Here is a 15,454-nt window from a genome sequence, read left to right on the forward strand (position 1 = left end):
GCGCCGAACGCAGCGAGTTCCCCGGTATACGGCATGACGTTGCCGATACGGATACCCGCGTCGGAGGTGTTGAGGACGGGATCGCCGAGGGCTGCGAATGACCACATGGCGAAAAGGCCTGCGGCAAATGCGGCAATCCATCTGATCATGCTCGTCTCCAATCAGCACGAGAGTTCCGCCGCTCCATCATATGAGAGGATGTGTCAGAACCACGACGCCGGGGGATGACAGTGGCTTAAGTATTTGCTCAATTATCAAGTCTTTGCTCAATTATTCAGGCGCAGCCAAACTCGCCGTTGCGCGCTTCACTCTCAGTCGGAGAAACCAATGGCTTTCGATCTGGTCCTGCGCGGCGGTCGCGTGGTTGACCCCTCCCAAAAACTCGATGCCGTCACCGATGTCGCCTTTTCCGGCGGCAAGGTGGCCATGGTCGGAAACGCGCTCAAGGCAGACGCCGGCACCGACGTGCGCGACGTGTCGGGTTATGTCGTCACGCCCGGCCTGATCGACCTGCACACGCACGTGTATTGGGGCGGGACCTCGCTCGGCATCGACGCCGAAGAATTCTGCCGCACCTCCGGCGTCACCACGGCGATCGACACCGGCAGCGCCGGTCCGGGTAACTTCGCGGGCTTTCGCAAGCATGTGATCGAGCCAAGCCAGGTGCGCATCCTGGCCTATCTCCACGTCTCGCACGCCGGCATTTACGGCTTCTCGCATCGCGTGATGGTCGGCGAGAGCGAGGAAATCCGTTTGATGAACCCGATCGACGCGGTTCAAGTCGCCGACGCCAACCGCGACCTGATCGTCGGCATCAAGGTGCGGGTCGGCCGCACCTCGTCGGGCGCTTCCGGCATCGTGCCGTTACAGATCGCGCTGGAGGTGGCCAACGAAGTCGGCATGCCGCTGATGTGCCATATCGACCATCCTCCGCCGACTTATGAAGAGGTGGTGAGCCTCTTGCGCCCCGGCGACGTTCTGACGCATGCGTTCCGCCCGTTTCCGAATGCACCATGCACCGCACAAGGCACCGTCAAACAGGTCGTGCTGCAAGCGCGCGAACGTGGCGTGCTGTTCGACATCGGCCACGGCCGGGGTTCGTTTGCCTTCAAGACCGCGCGCGCCATGCTCGCCAACGGTTTTCATCCGGATACGATTTCCTCGGACGTCCATATCCTGTGCATCAACGGGCCGGCCTTCGACCAGGTCACGACCATGTCCAAGTTCCTGTGCATGGGAATGTCGCTTCCCGAGGTCGTCAAAGCTTCCACCGTCAATGCGGCGATGGCGTTGCGGCGTCCCGAACTCGGGAGCCTCAAGCCGGGTAGTGTTGGCGACGCCACGCTGATCTCGATCCAGGAAGGCAAGTTCGATTATGAGGACGTCGTCGGCGAGCATCTGATCGGCGACCGCAAGATCGTGTCGGAGGGCGTCGTCATCGGCGGGCGCTGGTGGCATCCGAAACCCTCCTCGAAGTTCAAACAGCTGGCTAACTGACGTTGAAAGTGATGTGATCTGGTTGAAAATGCTGAAACGGCATTTTGGCAGGATTTTATCGACGAACGGGGCGGGATCGCTGGCACACCATTTGCACACAAAAAGGTTGCACACGAAAAGGCGCTGCTCGTCATAGGTTGATGGGCTCGTTTGAAGCCTGATCGCTGTTGGCATTTCGGAACTGGGAGGTCTCGATGGATCGCAGGACGGTGTTGAAGGGATTGGCGGGCGCTGGGACCTTGGCCGCGACGGGCGGTCTGTCGATGCCGGCGCTGTCGCAAGGCGCAGCCGCACGCACCTTGCGTTTTGTGCCGCAGGCCGATCTTGCGAATTTCGATCCGATCTGGGGTACGCAATATGTGGTGCGCAACGCCGCAGCACTGGTGTGGGACACGCTCTATGGCGTCGACGCGACGCTGCAACCGCAGCGTCAGATGGTGGAATCCGAAGAGGTGTCGAGCGACGGCCTGACCTGGACCGTCCGCTTGAGGCCAGGGCTCAAATTCCATGACGGCGAGCCGGTGCTCGCCAAGGACGTGGTGGCGAGCCTGACCCGTTGGTCAAACCGCGACTCCATGGGGCTGATGCTCAAGGCGATCCAGAGCGAGTTGACCGCCGTCGACGACCGCACCTTCAAATGGGTGCTGACGAAGCCCTATCCGAAGATCAAGCTGGCGTTGGGCAAAAACAATTCTCCTTGCGCCTTCATCATGCCGGAGCGCATCGCCAAGACCGACCCCTTCAAGCAGATCGGCGAATATGTCGGCTCGGGACCGATGAAATTCGTCCGGAGCGAGTGGGTCCCCGGCGCCAAATCGGTGTTCGAGAAGTTTGCCGATTATGTGCCGCGGCAAGAGAAGGCGTCGTGGCTTGCGGGCGGCAAGCAGATGCTGGTCGACCGGATCGAATGGGTGGTGATCCCGGATCCCGCAACGGCCGCCGCGGCGCTGCAGAATGGTGAGATCGACTGGTGGGAAAATCCAATTCCCGATCTCGTGCCCGTGCTGCGGAAGAACCGCAACGTCAGCGTCGACATCGCCGACCCGCTCGGCAACGTCGGTTCATTCCGGATGAACCACTTGCACCCGCCTTTCAACGACGTGCGGGCACGGCGCGCCGTGCTCACCGCGATGAGCCAGGAAGACTACATGCGCGCGCTGGTCGGCGACGATACTTCGCTCTGGAAGCCGTTGCCCGGCTTCTTCACGCCGAATACGCCGCTTTACACGGAAGAGGGCGGGGAGATTCTCAAGGGCAAACGCGATTTCGATGCTGCCAGGAAACTCCTGGCCGAGAGCGGCTATACCAACCAGCCGGTTTCCTGCATCGTCGCGCAGGACCAGTCGATCACCAAGGCACAAGGCGACGTCACGGCCGATCTGTTGAAGCGCATGGGCATGAACGTCGACTTCGTCGCCACCGATTGGGGGACGGTCGGTTCGCGCCGCGCCTCGAAGGCGCCCGCGGGCCAGGGCGGCTGGGAGATGTTCCACACCTGGCACGCCGGTGCGGATTGCATCAACCCCGCCGTCTATCTCGCCATTCGCGCCAATGGGGACAAGGCGTGGTTTGGCTGGCCCAACAGTCCCGCCGTGGAGAAGGAAGTCACGGCATGGTTTGACGCCAAGAACCTCGATGAGGAGAAGGCCGCGGTCAGCCGCCTCAACAGGGCGGCGCTCGAAGACGTCGTCTTTGCGCCGACCGGCTTCTTCCTGAGTTATACGGCGTGGCGCAAGAACGTCTCCGGCATCGCGAAGGGACCACTGCCATTCTTCTGGGGCGTGTCGAAGACTGCATGACGGTACGGTAGCCACATCATGGGCTCGTACATCCTTCGGCGCGTTCTGGTGACCTTGCCCGTGATGGCAATCGTCGCGCTGTTCGTGTTCAGCCTGCTCTATATCGCGCCGGGCGATCCGGCGGCGGTCATCGCCGGTGACCAGGCGAGCCCAGCCGATGTTGAACGGATTCGCCAGGGCCTCGGCCTCGACCGGCCGTTCCTGATTCAGTTCGGAAGCTGGGTCTGGCGAATTCTGCACCTCGATCTCGGCACCTCGATCTTCACCAACCTGCCGGTCACCTCCATGATCGCGCAGCGCATCGAACCGACGCTGTCGCTGATGACGCTGACGCTCGTTCTTACCCTGATCGTTGCCGTGCCGCTTGGGGTCGTTGCCGCCTGGAAGGCCGGAAGCTGGATTGATCGAGTCATCATGGCATTCGCCGTGTCGGCATTCTCGCTTCCCGTCTTTGTGGTCGGCTACGTCCTGGCCTACGTCTTTGCGCTCGAACTCGACTGGCTTCCGGTGCAGGGCTACACGCCTTTTGCCGAAGGTTTCTGGCCGTGGCTGCAGAATCTGATCCTTCCGACCATTGCGCTTGGCTCGGTCTACATCGCCTTGATTGCGCGCATTACGCGAGCTTCCATGCTTGAAGTGTTGCAACAGGATTATATCCGCACCGGCCGCGCCAAGGGCCTGGGCCAACCCAGTATTCTTTTCGTCCATGCGCTAAAGAACGCCGCCGTGCCGATCGTCACGGTGATCGGCCTTGGCGTTGCCTTGCTGATCGGCGGCGCGGTGGTGACCGAAAGCGTGTTCGCCATTCCGGGCCTCGGCCGCTTGACCGTCGATGCGATCCTGCGCCGCGATTACCCTGTGATCCAGGGAATCGTGTTGATGTTCAGCTTCGTCTATACGCTGGTCAATCTGATGGTCGACGTCTCCTACACCCTGATCGACCCGAGGATCCGCTATTGAGCGCCTCGACCACCAGCTCCGCAGCCGTGCCGCCCGGTCTTGCGATCGCGCAAGCCTTGCCCGACCTGATGCTGCCGGTGAAGGTCCGGCGCGGCGTGCTCGGCTTCCTGCGCAACAACCCGACGGTGGCCATCGGCGGCACGCTGCTCCTCGTTCTCGTCCTGATCGGAATCTTCGCGCCTTACCTCTGGACCGTTGACCCGACCGCGCTCGCGCCCGCAAAACGCCTCCGTGCGCCGTCCCCGGAGCACTGGTTCGGAACCGACGCGCTCGGCCGCGACGTTTATTCGCGGGTAATGTACGGGACGAGAGTCTCGTTGACGGTCGGCCTGTCGGTGGCGTGGCTGGCGACGCTCGCCGGTCTTGCGATCGGCCTCGTCTCCGGTTTCGTGCGATGGGCCGACGGCATCATCATGCGGATCATGGACGGGTTGATGTCGATCCCGCCGATCCTGCTCGCAATTGCGCTGATGGCGTTGACGCGCGGCAGTGTCGGCAACGTCATCATGGCCATCACGGTTGCCGAGATTCCGCGCGTTTCGCGCCTGGTGCGCGGCGTTGTCCTGTCGTTGCGCGAGCAAGCCTATGTGGACGCGGCGGTCGCCAGCGGCACGCGAACGCCGATGATCATCCTTCGTCACATCCTGCCCAACACGCTGGCGCCGATGCTGGTGCAGGCGACGTATGTCTGCGCCAGCGCGATGATCGTGGAGGCCATTCTCTCTTTCATCGGCGCCGGCACGCCGCCTACGATCCCGTCCTGGGGCAACATCATGGCCGAGGGCAGGGCGCTGTGGCAGGTGAAGCCCTACATCGTGTTTTTTCCAGCCGCGTTCCTCTCTCTCACCGTCCTTGCCGTCAATCTGGTTGGCGACGGCCTGCGCGATGCGCTCGATCCGCGCATGGCCAAAAATCTTTAATGTGTATTGAAGCGGGGTGAGGTCTGATCCGATGGCATTGCTCGAAGTCGAGAATCTTCAGACCCACTTTCGCACCCCCGACGGCATCAACCGCGCCGTCGACGGCGTCTCCTTTCATGTTGAGGAAGGCGAGACGCTGGCGATCGTCGGCGAGTCCGGCTGTGGCAAGTCGGTGACGTCGATGTCGCTGATGCGGCTCATTCCCGAGCCGCCGGGCAAGATCGCAGGTTCGGTGCGGTTTCGGGGACAGGACCTCCTGAAACTCTCAGATCGCGAAATGCGCGCCATCCGCGGTAACGACATTTCGATGATTTTTCAGGAGCCGATGACGAGCCTCAATCCGGTTCTGACCGTCGGCCGCCAGATCGGCGAGACGCTGCGGCTGCATCAGGGGCTCGACAAGCAAGCCGCCGAAGCGCGCGCCGTGGAACTGCTGACATTGGTGGGCATCCCGGAGCCTGCGCGGCGCGTGCGGGAATATCCGCATCAACTGTCGGGCGGCATGCGCCAGCGCGTGATGATTGCGATTTCGCTTGCCTGCAATCCGAAACTCCTGATCGCCGACGAGCCGACCACGGCGCTCGACGTCACCATTCAGGCGCAGATCCTGCAACTGATGCTGGATCTGAAGCGCCGCGTTGGCGCTGCGGTGATCCTGATCACCCATGACCTCGGCGTGGTCGCCGAAGTCGCCGAGCGTGTCATGGTGATGTATGCCGGCCGCAAGGTCGAGGAGGCGCCGGTGGCCGAGCTGTTTCGCTCGCCCCGCCATCCCTACACGCAGGGCCTGCTTGGCGCGGTACCGAAGCTTGGCTCGTCGCTCACGGGGGCGGCCAGGCGCCTTGCCGAGATTCCAGGACAGGTGCCCAGCCTCAAGCAACGCATGACCGGCTGCGCGTTCGCCGGGCGTTGTCCTATCGCCACCGATCTCTGCCGCGAGATCGCGCCGGGATTGGAAGAAAAGTCTTCGCGCCATTTTGCCGCCTGTCATTTCGCGCGCAAGGAGGCGGTTGCGGCATGAACGCCCCCTTGTTGCAGGTCAACGACCTCAAGAAGCATTTTCCGGTCCGCGGCCATCTTTTCAGGCGCAACGCGAGCCGCGTCTACGCCGTCGACGGCGTGTCTTTCGAGATCGCACGCGGCGAAACATTGTCGCTGGTCGGTGAATCCGGTTGCGGAAAATCGACGGTCGGCCGCGCCATCCTGCGTCTGTTCGATATCACCGCGGGTCAGGTCGTGCTCGATGGTCAGCGCATCGACGATCTTTCGCCCGATCGTCTGCGCCGGATGCGCCAGCGCGTGCAGGTCGTGTTCCAGGACCCGTTCTCCAGCCTCAATCCGCGCTTGCGCGTGCGCGATATTTTGGCCGAGCCGATCCGCAATTTCGGTCTCGCCAGGTCCGCGGAAGAACTTGAGGCGAAAGTCGCGGCGCTGATGGATACCGTGCGCCTGTCGCGCGATGCGCTCGACCGCCGGCCTCATGAATTCTCCGGCGGGCAGCGTCAGCGCATCTGCATTGCGCGGGCGCTCGCGGCCGAACCGGATTTGATCGTCTGCGACGAGGCGGTTTCGGCGCTCGATGTCTCCGTCAAGGCGCAGATCGTCAACCTGCTGCAGGATTTGCAGCGCGAATTCGGTCTCGCGATGCTCTTCATCAGTCATGATCTTGCGATCGTCGAGCACATGACCCACCGCGTCGCGGTGATGTATCTCGGCAAGATCGTCGAGATCGCGACGCGCGACCAGATTTTCGCCGGGCCCAGACATCCCTACACCAGGGCATTGCTTTCGGCGGTGCCGGTGCCGGACCCGACCGCGCGCCGCACCCCGATGATCCTGAAGGGCGACGTGCCGAGCCCGATCAATCCGCCCAGCGGATGCCGTTTTCACACGCGATGCCCGTATGTGTTCGATCGCTGCCGGACGGAAGAGCCGGAACTGCGCCAGAGCGCGGAAGGCCAGTGGGCGGCCTGCCATCTGGATGCCTTGCCCCAGCGGTAACCGTACCGGGCGAAACCACTGGAATTGGCAGCCACATTTCCTAGATAAAGGCGAAGGGCGGGAAATTGGCTGTGGGAGGCCTCGATGGTCTTGAATCGCGTGTCGCTGGCCGCCTTTGGCGTGATGGTTTTGGGATGGAGCGGCGCTTCAGCCGCGCAGCAGTATCGGCCCGACGAGTTCCTTAAGCTCGACCCCTCCCAAGCCGTGCTTTCGCCCAAGCCGCTTGGTCCCGCCACCGCCTTTACCCCGGGCCCGCTGGATGTGACGGTCGATCGCGGCAAAGACACCGCGCAATCGAGCGCCGAATTCGTCGTCGATCCCAAGACCGTGCCCGCCGCCACGGTCCATGCCGCGAACAAAACCACGACCCAAGCTCCGCTCAGGACGGCCGCGTCCGGCAGGCGTATCGCCCATGCGCGCGCGGAACGGCCGGCATCCCATCATGCGCCGCGCGCCTTGGTCGCGTTGCACGGGCGAAATCCGATGGAAGCGCAGGCGCGGGACACCCGGATTCAGGTCTGGCCCTGCAAATCGGGCGGCATCTGCGACTGGAAACGATAGGAAGCGGGTGCCGCCATCTTGATTTGAACGCCGCCGTGCGGGAACGCTATCAGCGGCCGGATGAATTACTCGCCCAAAGCCTGACCCTCAAACGGCTTAACCTCAATCAGCGCAGGCCCCCATGCAAGACAGGGGTCGTCGGTTTTCGGAGTTCTCGTCAATGGAACAGTTGCAAACGCAGGGCATCAGCCTGCCGCGCCTTGGGCTCGGCACCTTTCGCATGCAGGGAGACATCTGCCGCATGGCGGTGGAAAGCGGGCTCGCGCTCGGCTACCGTCACCTCGACACCGCGGAGATGTACGGCAACGAGGAAGCGATTGGAGCGGCGATTGCGGCCTCGAAGATCGCCCGCAAGGATCTGCATGTCACGACCAAGGTCTGGAACGAGAATCTGGCGCCGGACGCGATCCGCCGCGCCTTCGACACCAGCCTGAAGAAACTCAGGCTCGACCAGATCGATCTCTATCTCGTGCATTGGCCGGCGCCAAAGATGAACCTGCCGGCGATGTTCGAAACCCTGATGAGGCTCAAGCAGGAGGGCCGTACGCGCGCGATCGGCGTCGCCAATTTCAACATTGCGCTGTTGAAGCAGGTCGTCGAGGAGATCAAGGCGCCGATCGCCTGCAACCAGGTCGAGTATCATGTAATGCTCGACCAGACTGCCTTGCGCAAATATCTGGCGGCCAAATCGATCCCGCTGGTCGCCTATTGTCCGCTTGCCCAGGGCAGGGCGGCATCCCACGAAACGCTGATCGCGATCGGCAAAAAGCATGGCGCGAGTGCAGCCCAAGTCGCGCTGAAATGGCTGCTCGATCAGGACGGCGTGGCGGCGATCCCGAAGGCCTCGCGCGCTGAGAGCCAGCGCGCCAATCTGGAAGCGCTGAACATCGGGCTCGACGATGAAGACCGGCAGGCGATTGCCGGACTTCCGAAAAATCAGCGCTACGTCAATCCCGGCTTTGCACCGGCGTGGGATTGAGCAGCCCTGCATCCGGCTAAAGGAAAATGGCCCCCTGGTGTTGTGCGCCAGTAGGGCCATTCTTGTGTCGGCCTTGTTTAGCCGCGATGCTTGACGATAACCGTACGGTCGTGATGGTGCCAGGCATGATGCCAGTCGTGATGATGATGACCGTGCCTGATCACGACGGTTTCAGCGCTGGCGATAGATGGCGCCGCGACCGCGAGCGTGCAGATCGCGGCAATCACGTAAGCAAGTTTCTTCATGTCGTTCTCCTCCATTGAGTGAAGATCAAACTTCACAGCAGGGGGGAACGTTCCGCAGGAATCGCGGGAGAATTCTGAACAGCCATTCAGCTATGAAACGTTCCCTACGACACTAGGCTGACGCGTCCAATACGAAGTCAGTCGATGATCGCCTGATAGACCAGCGCATTGATCGTCTGCCGATAGTGCCAGCGAATGGGACCGGGCGCCGCCGACATATAGACCACGGCGAGTTCTTCCTTCGGGTCGGCCCACCAGTCGGTGCCGCTCGCGCCGGGCCAGGAGAATTGCCCGACCGAGCCCATCATCTTGACGACGCCGGGCGTCGTGCGCACCGCAAGCCCAAGGCCGAAGCCGTAATCGGCGCGGGTTGGATCGGCGTTGCCGATCAGATTCTTGATGTTGGGACCGAGCTGGTCGGACAGCATGTAGGCGACGGTCCTCGGACCGAGCAGGCGCGCTTCACCGCTGCGGCCCTCGTTCATCAGCATCATCGCAAAACGGAGATAGTCCGGAGCAGTCGAGGCCGCACAGCCGCCGCCGCATTCGAATTTGAGCGGCTGCGTCAGTTCAGGGCTGCGAGCCTGCGGCTTTCCGGTGTCGGGATCGTTCGGCAGCGGCTTGGCATAGCGCGTCGCCTGCTCGGCGGAAATCGAAAATCCAGTGTCGTTCATGCCAAGCGGGGTGAACAGGTTGGCCTTGAGATACTGCCCGAGCGTTTGGCCGCCGATTTTTTCGATGGTGAGGCCGAGGATGTCGAGGCCGAAACCGTAGTCCCAGACGGTCGCGGGCTGATAGAGCAGCGGCGCCGAAGCGAGCTTGTCGACGAAGGCCGCGCCGTCATATTCGCGCGAGGCATCGCCGCTGCCCGATGGATACATCTTGTGCACCAGCGTGTTGCCGCGGCCGCCATAGATCAAGCCCGAGGTGTGGCGCATCAGGTCCTGAATCGTGATCTGCCTGACGGCTGGCACCGTCTCGCTCGTCGGCTCGCCATTGGCGTCGCGCGCCGCGACCCGGATGTTGGAAAATTTCGGAAAATACTTCGACAGGGGATCGCCGATCAGAAGCTTGCCCTGCTCATAGAGCATCAGCGCGCCGACCGTGGTCATCGGCTTGGTCATGGACGCGATATTGAAGATGGTATCGGTGGTCATGGCGACCCCCGCCGCCTTGTCGCGCCAGCCATAGGCGTCGAGCGCCACCAGCTTGCCGTGCCGTGCAATCGCGATTACCGCGCCGGGAATCCGGCCTGCGGCGATATCGGCTTTCAACACTTCACCAATGCGAGCCAGCCGCTCGCTGGACATTCCGACCTCCTCGGGTTTCGCGCGCGGCAAGTCGGCCGCGAAGGCGGCGCTGGAGGCGAGACAACAGAACGTGGCGGCAAGCAGGCGAAGGCGGATCATCGAGGCGTCTCCCGTTCGGGCTCTGGATGGCCCTTGGAAAAGCTATGATAACCGCTTCCTCAGGACCAGCCGCATTGACGCAGGCGCGGCCTGCGGCTTGCGCAAATGCGTGAGGCGTCGCATCATCGACGGATAAGAAGTGTATTTTGGGGGGAGAGCGTCAGCATGTCCGAACTGTCGCGCCGTCATTTTCTGGCCGGTACGGCCGCCACCGCTCTGTCGACTTCACCGGCCATGGCCGCGATGAGGCCGAACGACAAATTCGACCTGGTGATCAAGGGCGGTGACTTGCTCGATCCCAGCCAGTCCTTGCGCGGAAAGCGCGACATCGGCATCCGCTGGGGCGTGGTCGAGGCGGTCGAGCCGGAAATTCCGGCTGCACGCGCCGCCAAGACGATCGATGCAACGGGCAAGCTCGTGACACCCGGCCTCGTCGACCTGCATTGCCATGTCTATCCCTATGGCTCGGCGATCGGCATTCCGGCCGACGAGCTCGTGCAATTCCAGGGCACGACGACGGTGGTGTCGGCGGGCGATGCCGGCGTCAACAACCTTGCCGCTTTGCGCCGTTTCATTGTCGCGCAGACGCGGGCGCGGATGTACGCCTTCCTCCACATCGCCAACAACGGCCTGTCGGCCTTCCCGGTGGCCGAGCTCTACAACATCGACAATGCGCAAGTGGAAGCTTGCGCGATGGGGCTTGCCGAAAACCCGGATTTCCTGATCGGCGTCAAGGTGCGGATGTCGGAGAACGTCATCTTCAAGCACGGCATCGAGCCGCTGAAGCGCGGCATCCAGGCCTGCGAGATGTGCGGCTGGCCCGCCAGGATGATGGTCCATATCGGCGGCGTCGAAACCTCTCAATTGATGTCGGACATTCTCGACCTGATGCGGCCGGGTGACATCCTGACCCATGCCTATTCCGGCGCGCCGAACATGGCAGGCGCCTTCACCAATATCGTGCAGGACGGCAAGCTGTTGCCGGCCGCGCTCGCCGCCAAGCAGCGCGGTGTGATCTTCGACGTCGGACACGGCGGCGGCAGTTTCGACTTCACGGTCGCGGAAATAGCGATTCCCGCCGGTGGCTCGCCCGATACGCTCTCGTCCGACATCCACGTCTTCTCCGGAAATTCGCCGGGCGCGCCTTATCTGCCGAACGTCATGGGCAAGTTCATGGCGATGGGCTTCTCGCTGGAACAGGTGGTGGCGATGGCGACCATCGCGCCCGCTAAAATCATCAACCGCGCGCCGAAGATCGGCACGCTTCAGATCGGCGCTCCCGGCGACGTTTCGATTCTGGATCTGATCGAGGGGCCGGTTACCTTCGTCGATACCCGCAACAACAAGCGCGACGGCAAGGTGCAGTTGAAGCCGGTGCAGACCGTCATCAACGGCGTGCCGTTCGGCCGTCCGTATCAGGCGCCATTTGCGGTGAGGTGAGGACAGGGTTATTCAAGCGGGCGTCCCTACGCGCGCTTCTCGACATTGCCAATTCGCGTGGGCACGCCGAACTCCTTGCGGCAGACCTCGGCCAGCGCAGCAATGCCTTCGCGGATTTGCTGATGCGTGGGGCTTGCGAAGCAGAGCCGCAACCGGCAGCCGGCATAGGCCTTGTCGGTCGACCATTCCGGCCCTGGGTTGATCGAAACGCCGGCGGCGAGCGCGGCCTGATAAAGCTTTAGCGTATCGACATGATCGGGGAGCTTGACCCAGAGGAAAATGCCGCCCTTCGGCTCCTCGAATTCCGCTGTGGTGCCGAATTGTTCGTTGAGCGCCTCCATCAGCGTATCGAGCTTGGCGCGCAGGCCGCGCCTCAAACTGGGGACATGGGTCTCAAAATGCGGCGCGCAGTATTCGGCGAGCACCATCTGCTCCAGCGCGCCGCTGCCGGCGTCGGTCTTCAGGGCCAGCATCCGCGACAGCGCGCCCCAGGGTGCGACGATGAAGCCGACGCGCAGGGCTGGCGCGATCGATTTGGAGAACGAGCCGATATGGATCACATTGGCGGTCTTGCTCATGGCATAAAGCGCAAGCGGGCGCTTGCCGTCCCAAATCAGGTCGGCGTAGCAGTCGTCCTCGAAGATCGGCACGCCATATTGCTCGGCAAGTCTAAGGAGTTCGAGACGCCGTGCTTTCGGCATGATGGTTCCGGTCGGGTTCTGCACGGTCGGGATGGTGTAGATGTATTTCGGCGTGACGCCGCGACGTTTGAGATCGGCCAGCGTGTCGGCCAAAACGTCCATCCGCATGCCGTCGCCATCCAGTGGAATTCCAATCGTATGGACCCCGAGCCGCGTCAGCCGGTTCAGCGAGCCTTGGTAGGTGTCGCGTTCGACGATGACGGTATCGCCGCGGGCGAGCAGGGTAGCGTTGACGAGATCGAGCGCCTGAAGCGAGCCGGAGACGATCAGGATGTCGTCGGCGGTGCATGAAATGCCACCGTCGCGCTTTAATTTCGCAGAGAGAAATTGACGTAAAGGGCGGTAGCCTTGCGGGCCGCTTTCCAGCCCATAGGTCGCGAGCGTGCGGCCCTCGCGCTTCAACACGGTATTAGCCGCATCGATCAGACCATCGAGCGGGACCTGCTCGGGATCGTTGTTGCCGCCAACGAAGCTGTACTTCGCAAGGCCCGTCCACTTGGCCGCCGCGACGGGCAGGCCGGACGGCAGTAACGGTGTGAAGTCAAATGACGGCATCGACAATCCCTTGTTCTTGATTGTGTTCGACCTTATTCAAGTAAGGAGGCTTTGTCGCCACGGTACGGTACGGCCGGGAAGCTTTTCTGCCTTGCGTATTGATGCTGGCGAAGACCTCGCAGGCGAGCTAAACGCTCCGCACGTGCAACGAGAGACCAATATGGCCGACCCGATCCAGGAAGTACTTCATGCCTTCGCCCAGGGCGAGCTTGTCGTCGTTACCGATGACGACGACCGCGAGGGTGAGGGCGACCTGATCGTGGCTGCTTCATTCTGCACGCCGGAGAAGATGGCGTTCATCATCCGCCACACCTCCGGCATTGTCTGCGCGCCGATCACGCAGGAGGACGCGCGCCGTCTGCGGCTCGATCCCATGGTTGCGCATAACGACTCCAGCCATACCACCGCCTTCACCGTCTCGATCGATTACAAGCCGGATGGCGGAACCGGGATTTCCGCGGAAGAGCGCGCCTCGTGCTGCCGGGCGCTGGCTAATCCGAATGCCGGCGCCAATGATTTTGCCCGGCCCGGCCATGTGTTTCCGCTGATCGCGCGGGACGGCGGCGTGCTGCTGCGTTCGGGACATACGGAAGCGGCAGTCGATTTGTGCAGGTTGAGCGGCCTGCCGCCGGTTGGCGTCATCAGCGAACTGATGAACGACAACGGATCGGTGATGAAGGGCGAGCAGGTGGCGCGGTTCGCCAGGGCTCACAAGCTCAAGCATGTCACGATTGCCGACATGATCGCTTACCGCCAGGCGCGCGAGAAGCTGATCGAGCGTGTCTCGACCTTCACCGCCGACAGCCCGATCGGGCCGATGCACGGTTTTGCCTACCGCTCGCCGTTCGATTCCATCGCCCATGTGGCTTTTGTCTATAACAGCGTCGGTGACGGCAAGAACGTGCTGACGCGCTTTCACAAGCCCAACATTGTGCGGGACATCTTCACCGGGCCGAAACACATGACGTCGGTGCTGGAGCATTTCAGGAAGAATGGCAGCGGCGTTTTGGTTTATTTGCGCGATGGTGCGGCCGGCGTTCCTGTGACGCCACTGCCAGAGGACAAAACCGCGGAAGCCGACCGCAACAGGCAATGGCGCGAAGTCGGCGTCGGCGCGCAAATCCTCCGCGATCTCGGCGTTACTTCGATCCGGAACCTCACCTCTTCATTACACGACTACAAGGGCCTTTCCGGATTCGGCATCGAGATCGTGTCGAACGAACAGCTCGACGGCTGACGAGCGCGGCCCCGCGCACAAGATGACGCAATTGCGCTTCCGCAGTTATCGCATTAAAATAAATCCAATGTTGTGAAAGGATTTTTCCATGAGCGTGCGCCCTCAGGCCAAGGACAAGCCGTCTCCCGTCAATTTTCTATGGGACGATCCGTTCCTGCTCGACGAGCAACTGACCGAAGACGAGCGAATGATCCGCGATACGGCGCGCGCCTATGCGCAGGACAAGCTGCTGCCGCGGGTCACCAAGGCCTATCTGGAAGAGAAGGTCGATCGGGACATCTTCCACGAAATGGGTGAACTCGGTCTGATCGGCATCACGCTGCCGGAAGAATATGGCTGCGCCAATGCGAGCTACGTTGCCTATGGCCTCGTGGCGCGCGAGATCGAGCGCGTCGATTCCGGTTATCGCTCGATGAATTCGGTGCAGTCCTCGCTCGTGATGCATCCGATCTATGCCTATGGCGACGAGAACCAGCGCAAGAAATACCTGCCCAAGCTCGCGACCGGCGAGTGGGTTGGTTGCTTCGGCCTGACCGAGCCGGATGCCGGCTCCGACCCCGGCGGCATGAAAACCCGCGCGGAGAAAACCTCCGACGGTTACCGGCTGACAGGCTCGAAGATGTGGATTTCCAACGCTCCGATCGCGGACGTGTTTGTGATCTGGGCAAAGTCGGCCGAGCACAACAACCAGATCCGCGGTTTCATTCTCGAAAAGGGCATGAAGGGACTTTCGGCGCCGAAGATCGGCGGCAAGCTCTCGCTCCGCGCTTCCGTTACCGGCGAAGTGGTGATGGAGGGGGTCGAGGTACCGGAGAGCGCACTGTTACCCAATGTCTCGGGCCTCAAGGGTCCGTTCGGCTGCCTCAACCGCGCCCGCTACGGCATTTCCTGGGGCGCGATGGGTGCCGCGGAAGACTGCAGGCATCGGGCGCGGCAGTACACCCTCGACCGCAAGCAGTTCAATCGTCCGCTGGCGGCGACCCAGCTCGTGCAGAAGAAGCTTGCCGACATGGAAACCGAGATCGCGCTCGGCCTGCAGGCGTCGCTGCGCGTCGGGCGATTGATGGACGAAGGCAAGATGGCGCCGGAGATGATTTCCATCGTCAAGCGCAACAATTGCGGCAAGGCGCTCGACATCGCGCGGATGTCC

14 protein-coding genes are annotated in these 15,454 nt (G+C 62.3%); 11 read left to right on the plus strand and 3 right to left on the minus strand.

All coding sequences use genetic code 11. From position 1 onward, the window contains the following. Positions 1–327 precede the first annotated feature (327 nt). From WB528_RS04275 to WB528_RS04310, 8 genes are all read left to right on the plus strand, one after another. Positions 328–1,497 (plus strand): amidohydrolase/deacetylase family metallohydrolase, encoded by a 1,170-nt coding sequence (locus tag WB528_RS04275; protein WP_423887186.1) that lies wholly within the window; start codon positions 328–330, stop codon positions 1,495–1,497. A gap of 194 nt (positions 1,498–1,691) precedes the next feature. Then, the gene (locus WB528_RS04280; RefSeq protein ID WP_423887187.1) at positions 1,692–3,296 is read left to right on the plus strand and encodes an ABC transporter substrate-binding protein; all 1,605 of its coding nucleotides are present in this window, start codon (positions 1,692–1,694) and stop codon (positions 3,294–3,296) included. An 18-nt stretch (positions 3,297–3,314) separates the two neighbouring features. Then, the gene (locus WB528_RS04285; RefSeq protein WP_423887188.1) at positions 3,315–4,256 is read left to right on the plus strand and encodes an ABC transporter permease; all 942 of its coding nucleotides are present in this window, start codon (positions 3,315–3,317) and stop codon (positions 4,254–4,256) included. Positions 4,257–4,324: 68 nt separating this feature from the next. Next, positions 4,325–5,176, plus strand: coding sequence for an ABC transporter permease (locus WB528_RS04290; RefSeq protein ID WP_423887199.1), 852 nt, complete (start codon positions 4,325–4,327; stop codon positions 5,174–5,176). A 31-nt stretch (positions 5,177–5,207) separates the two neighbouring features. After that, positions 5,208–6,197: an ABC transporter ATP-binding protein gene (locus WB528_RS04295; protein WP_423887189.1), complete on the plus strand. Its 990-nt coding sequence runs from the start codon at positions 5,208–5,210 to the stop codon at positions 6,195–6,197. After that, entirely contained in the window at positions 6,194–7,177 is a 984-nt protein-coding gene (locus WB528_RS04300) for an ABC transporter ATP-binding protein (protein WP_423887190.1), read from the plus strand. Before WB528_RS04295 ends, WB528_RS04300 begins: the two co-directional genes overlap by 4 nt. 84 nt (positions 7,178–7,261) lie before the next feature. Beyond that, positions 7,262–7,738 carry a hypothetical protein gene (locus WB528_RS04305; RefSeq protein WP_423887191.1) on the plus strand — a complete coding sequence of 159 codons (477 nt, stop codon included), beginning with the start codon at positions 7,262–7,264 and terminating at the stop codon, positions 7,736–7,738. A 160-nt stretch (positions 7,739–7,898) separates the two neighbouring features. After that, positions 7,899–8,717, plus strand: a complete 819-nt coding sequence (locus tag WB528_RS04310; RefSeq protein ID WP_423887192.1) for an aldo/keto reductase — start codon at positions 7,899–7,901, stop codon at positions 8,715–8,717. 77 nt (positions 8,718–8,794) lie between these two features. Here the strand turns inward: WB528_RS04310 and WB528_RS04315 are convergent, their stop codons facing one another. Continuing rightward, a complete protein-coding gene (locus WB528_RS04315; RefSeq protein ID WP_423887193.1) occupies positions 8,795–8,962 on the minus strand; it encodes a hypothetical protein in 168 nt (55 codons plus the stop codon). A 137-nt stretch (positions 8,963–9,099) separates the two neighbouring features. Next, positions 9,100–10,371, minus strand: a complete 1,272-nt coding sequence (locus WB528_RS04320) for a serine hydrolase domain-containing protein (RefSeq protein ID WP_423887194.1) — start codon at positions 10,369–10,371, stop codon at positions 9,100–9,102. A gap of 165 nt (positions 10,372–10,536) precedes the next feature. Here WB528_RS04320 and WB528_RS04325 point away from each other — a divergent pair, with 165 nt between their 5' ends. Beyond that, on the plus strand, positions 10,537–11,811 hold the full coding sequence (locus tag WB528_RS04325) for an amidohydrolase family protein (protein ID WP_423887195.1): 1,275 nt from the start codon (positions 10,537–10,539) through the stop codon (positions 11,809–11,811). A 26-nt stretch (positions 11,812–11,837) separates the two neighbouring features. Here WB528_RS04325 and WB528_RS04330 read toward each other — a convergent pair whose 3' ends face one another. Continuing rightward, positions 11,838–13,067, minus strand: a complete 1,230-nt coding sequence (locus WB528_RS04330; protein WP_423887196.1) for a PLP-dependent aminotransferase family protein — start codon at positions 13,065–13,067, stop codon at positions 11,838–11,840. Positions 13,068–13,227: 160 nt separating this feature from the next. Between WB528_RS04330 and ribB the strand changes: the two genes are divergently transcribed. Both ribB and WB528_RS04340 read left to right on the plus strand, forming a co-directional pair. After that, entirely contained in the window at positions 13,228–14,304 is a 1,077-nt protein-coding gene (gene ribB / locus WB528_RS04335) for a 3,4-dihydroxy-2-butanone-4-phosphate synthase (RefSeq protein ID WP_423887197.1), read from the plus strand. Between the two features lie 88 nt (positions 14,305–14,392). After that, the coding region (locus WB528_RS04340; RefSeq protein ID WP_423887198.1) for an acyl-CoA dehydrogenase at positions 14,393–15,454 on the plus strand (1,062 nt) is incomplete at its 3' end.

The sequence above is a fragment of the Bradyrhizobium sp. genome, from assembly GCF_049586575.1.
Taxonomy (GTDB): Bacteria; Pseudomonadota; Alphaproteobacteria; order Rhizobiales; family Xanthobacteraceae; genus Bradyrhizobium.

Bases quoted from the DNA above. Each gene is read 5' to 3' on its own strand.
- WB528_RS04275 (WP_423887186.1), top strand. From the start codon at position 328: ATGGCTTTCGATCTGGTCCTGCGCGGCGGTCGCGTGGTTGACCCCTCC.
- WB528_RS04280 (WP_423887187.1), top strand. From the start codon at position 1,692: ATGGATCGCAGGACGGTGTTGAAGGGATTGGCGGGCGCTGGGACCTTG.
- WB528_RS04285 (WP_423887188.1), top strand. From the start codon at position 3,315: ATGGGCTCGTACATCCTTCGGCGCGTTCTGGTGACCTTGCCCGTGATG.
- WB528_RS04290 (WP_423887199.1), top strand. From the start codon at position 4,325: ATGCTGCCGGTGAAGGTCCGGCGCGGCGTGCTCGGCTTCCTGCGCAAC.
- WB528_RS04295 (WP_423887189.1), top strand. From the start codon at position 5,208: ATGGCATTGCTCGAAGTCGAGAATCTTCAGACCCACTTTCGCACCCCC.
- WB528_RS04300 (WP_423887190.1), top strand. From the start codon at position 6,194: ATGAACGCCCCCTTGTTGCAGGTCAACGACCTCAAGAAGCATTTTCCG.
- WB528_RS04305 (WP_423887191.1), top strand. From the start codon at position 7,262: ATGGTCTTGAATCGCGTGTCGCTGGCCGCCTTTGGCGTGATGGTTTTG.
- WB528_RS04310 (WP_423887192.1), top strand. From the start codon at position 7,899: ATGGAACAGTTGCAAACGCAGGGCATCAGCCTGCCGCGCCTTGGGCTC.
- WB528_RS04315 (WP_423887193.1), bottom strand. From the start codon at position 8,962: ATGAAGAAACTTGCTTACGTGATTGCCGCGATCTGCACGCTCGCGGTC.
- WB528_RS04320 (WP_423887194.1), bottom strand. From the start codon at position 10,371: ATGATCCGCCTTCGCCTGCTTGCCGCCACGTTCTGTTGTCTCGCCTCC.
- WB528_RS04325 (WP_423887195.1), top strand. From the start codon at position 10,537: ATGTCCGAACTGTCGCGCCGTCATTTTCTGGCCGGTACGGCCGCCACC.
- WB528_RS04330 (WP_423887196.1), bottom strand. From the start codon at position 13,067: ATGCCGTCATTTGACTTCACACCGTTACTGCCGTCCGGCCTGCCCGTC.
- ribB (WP_423887197.1), top strand. From the start codon at position 13,228: ATGGCCGACCCGATCCAGGAAGTACTTCATGCCTTCGCCCAGGGCGAG.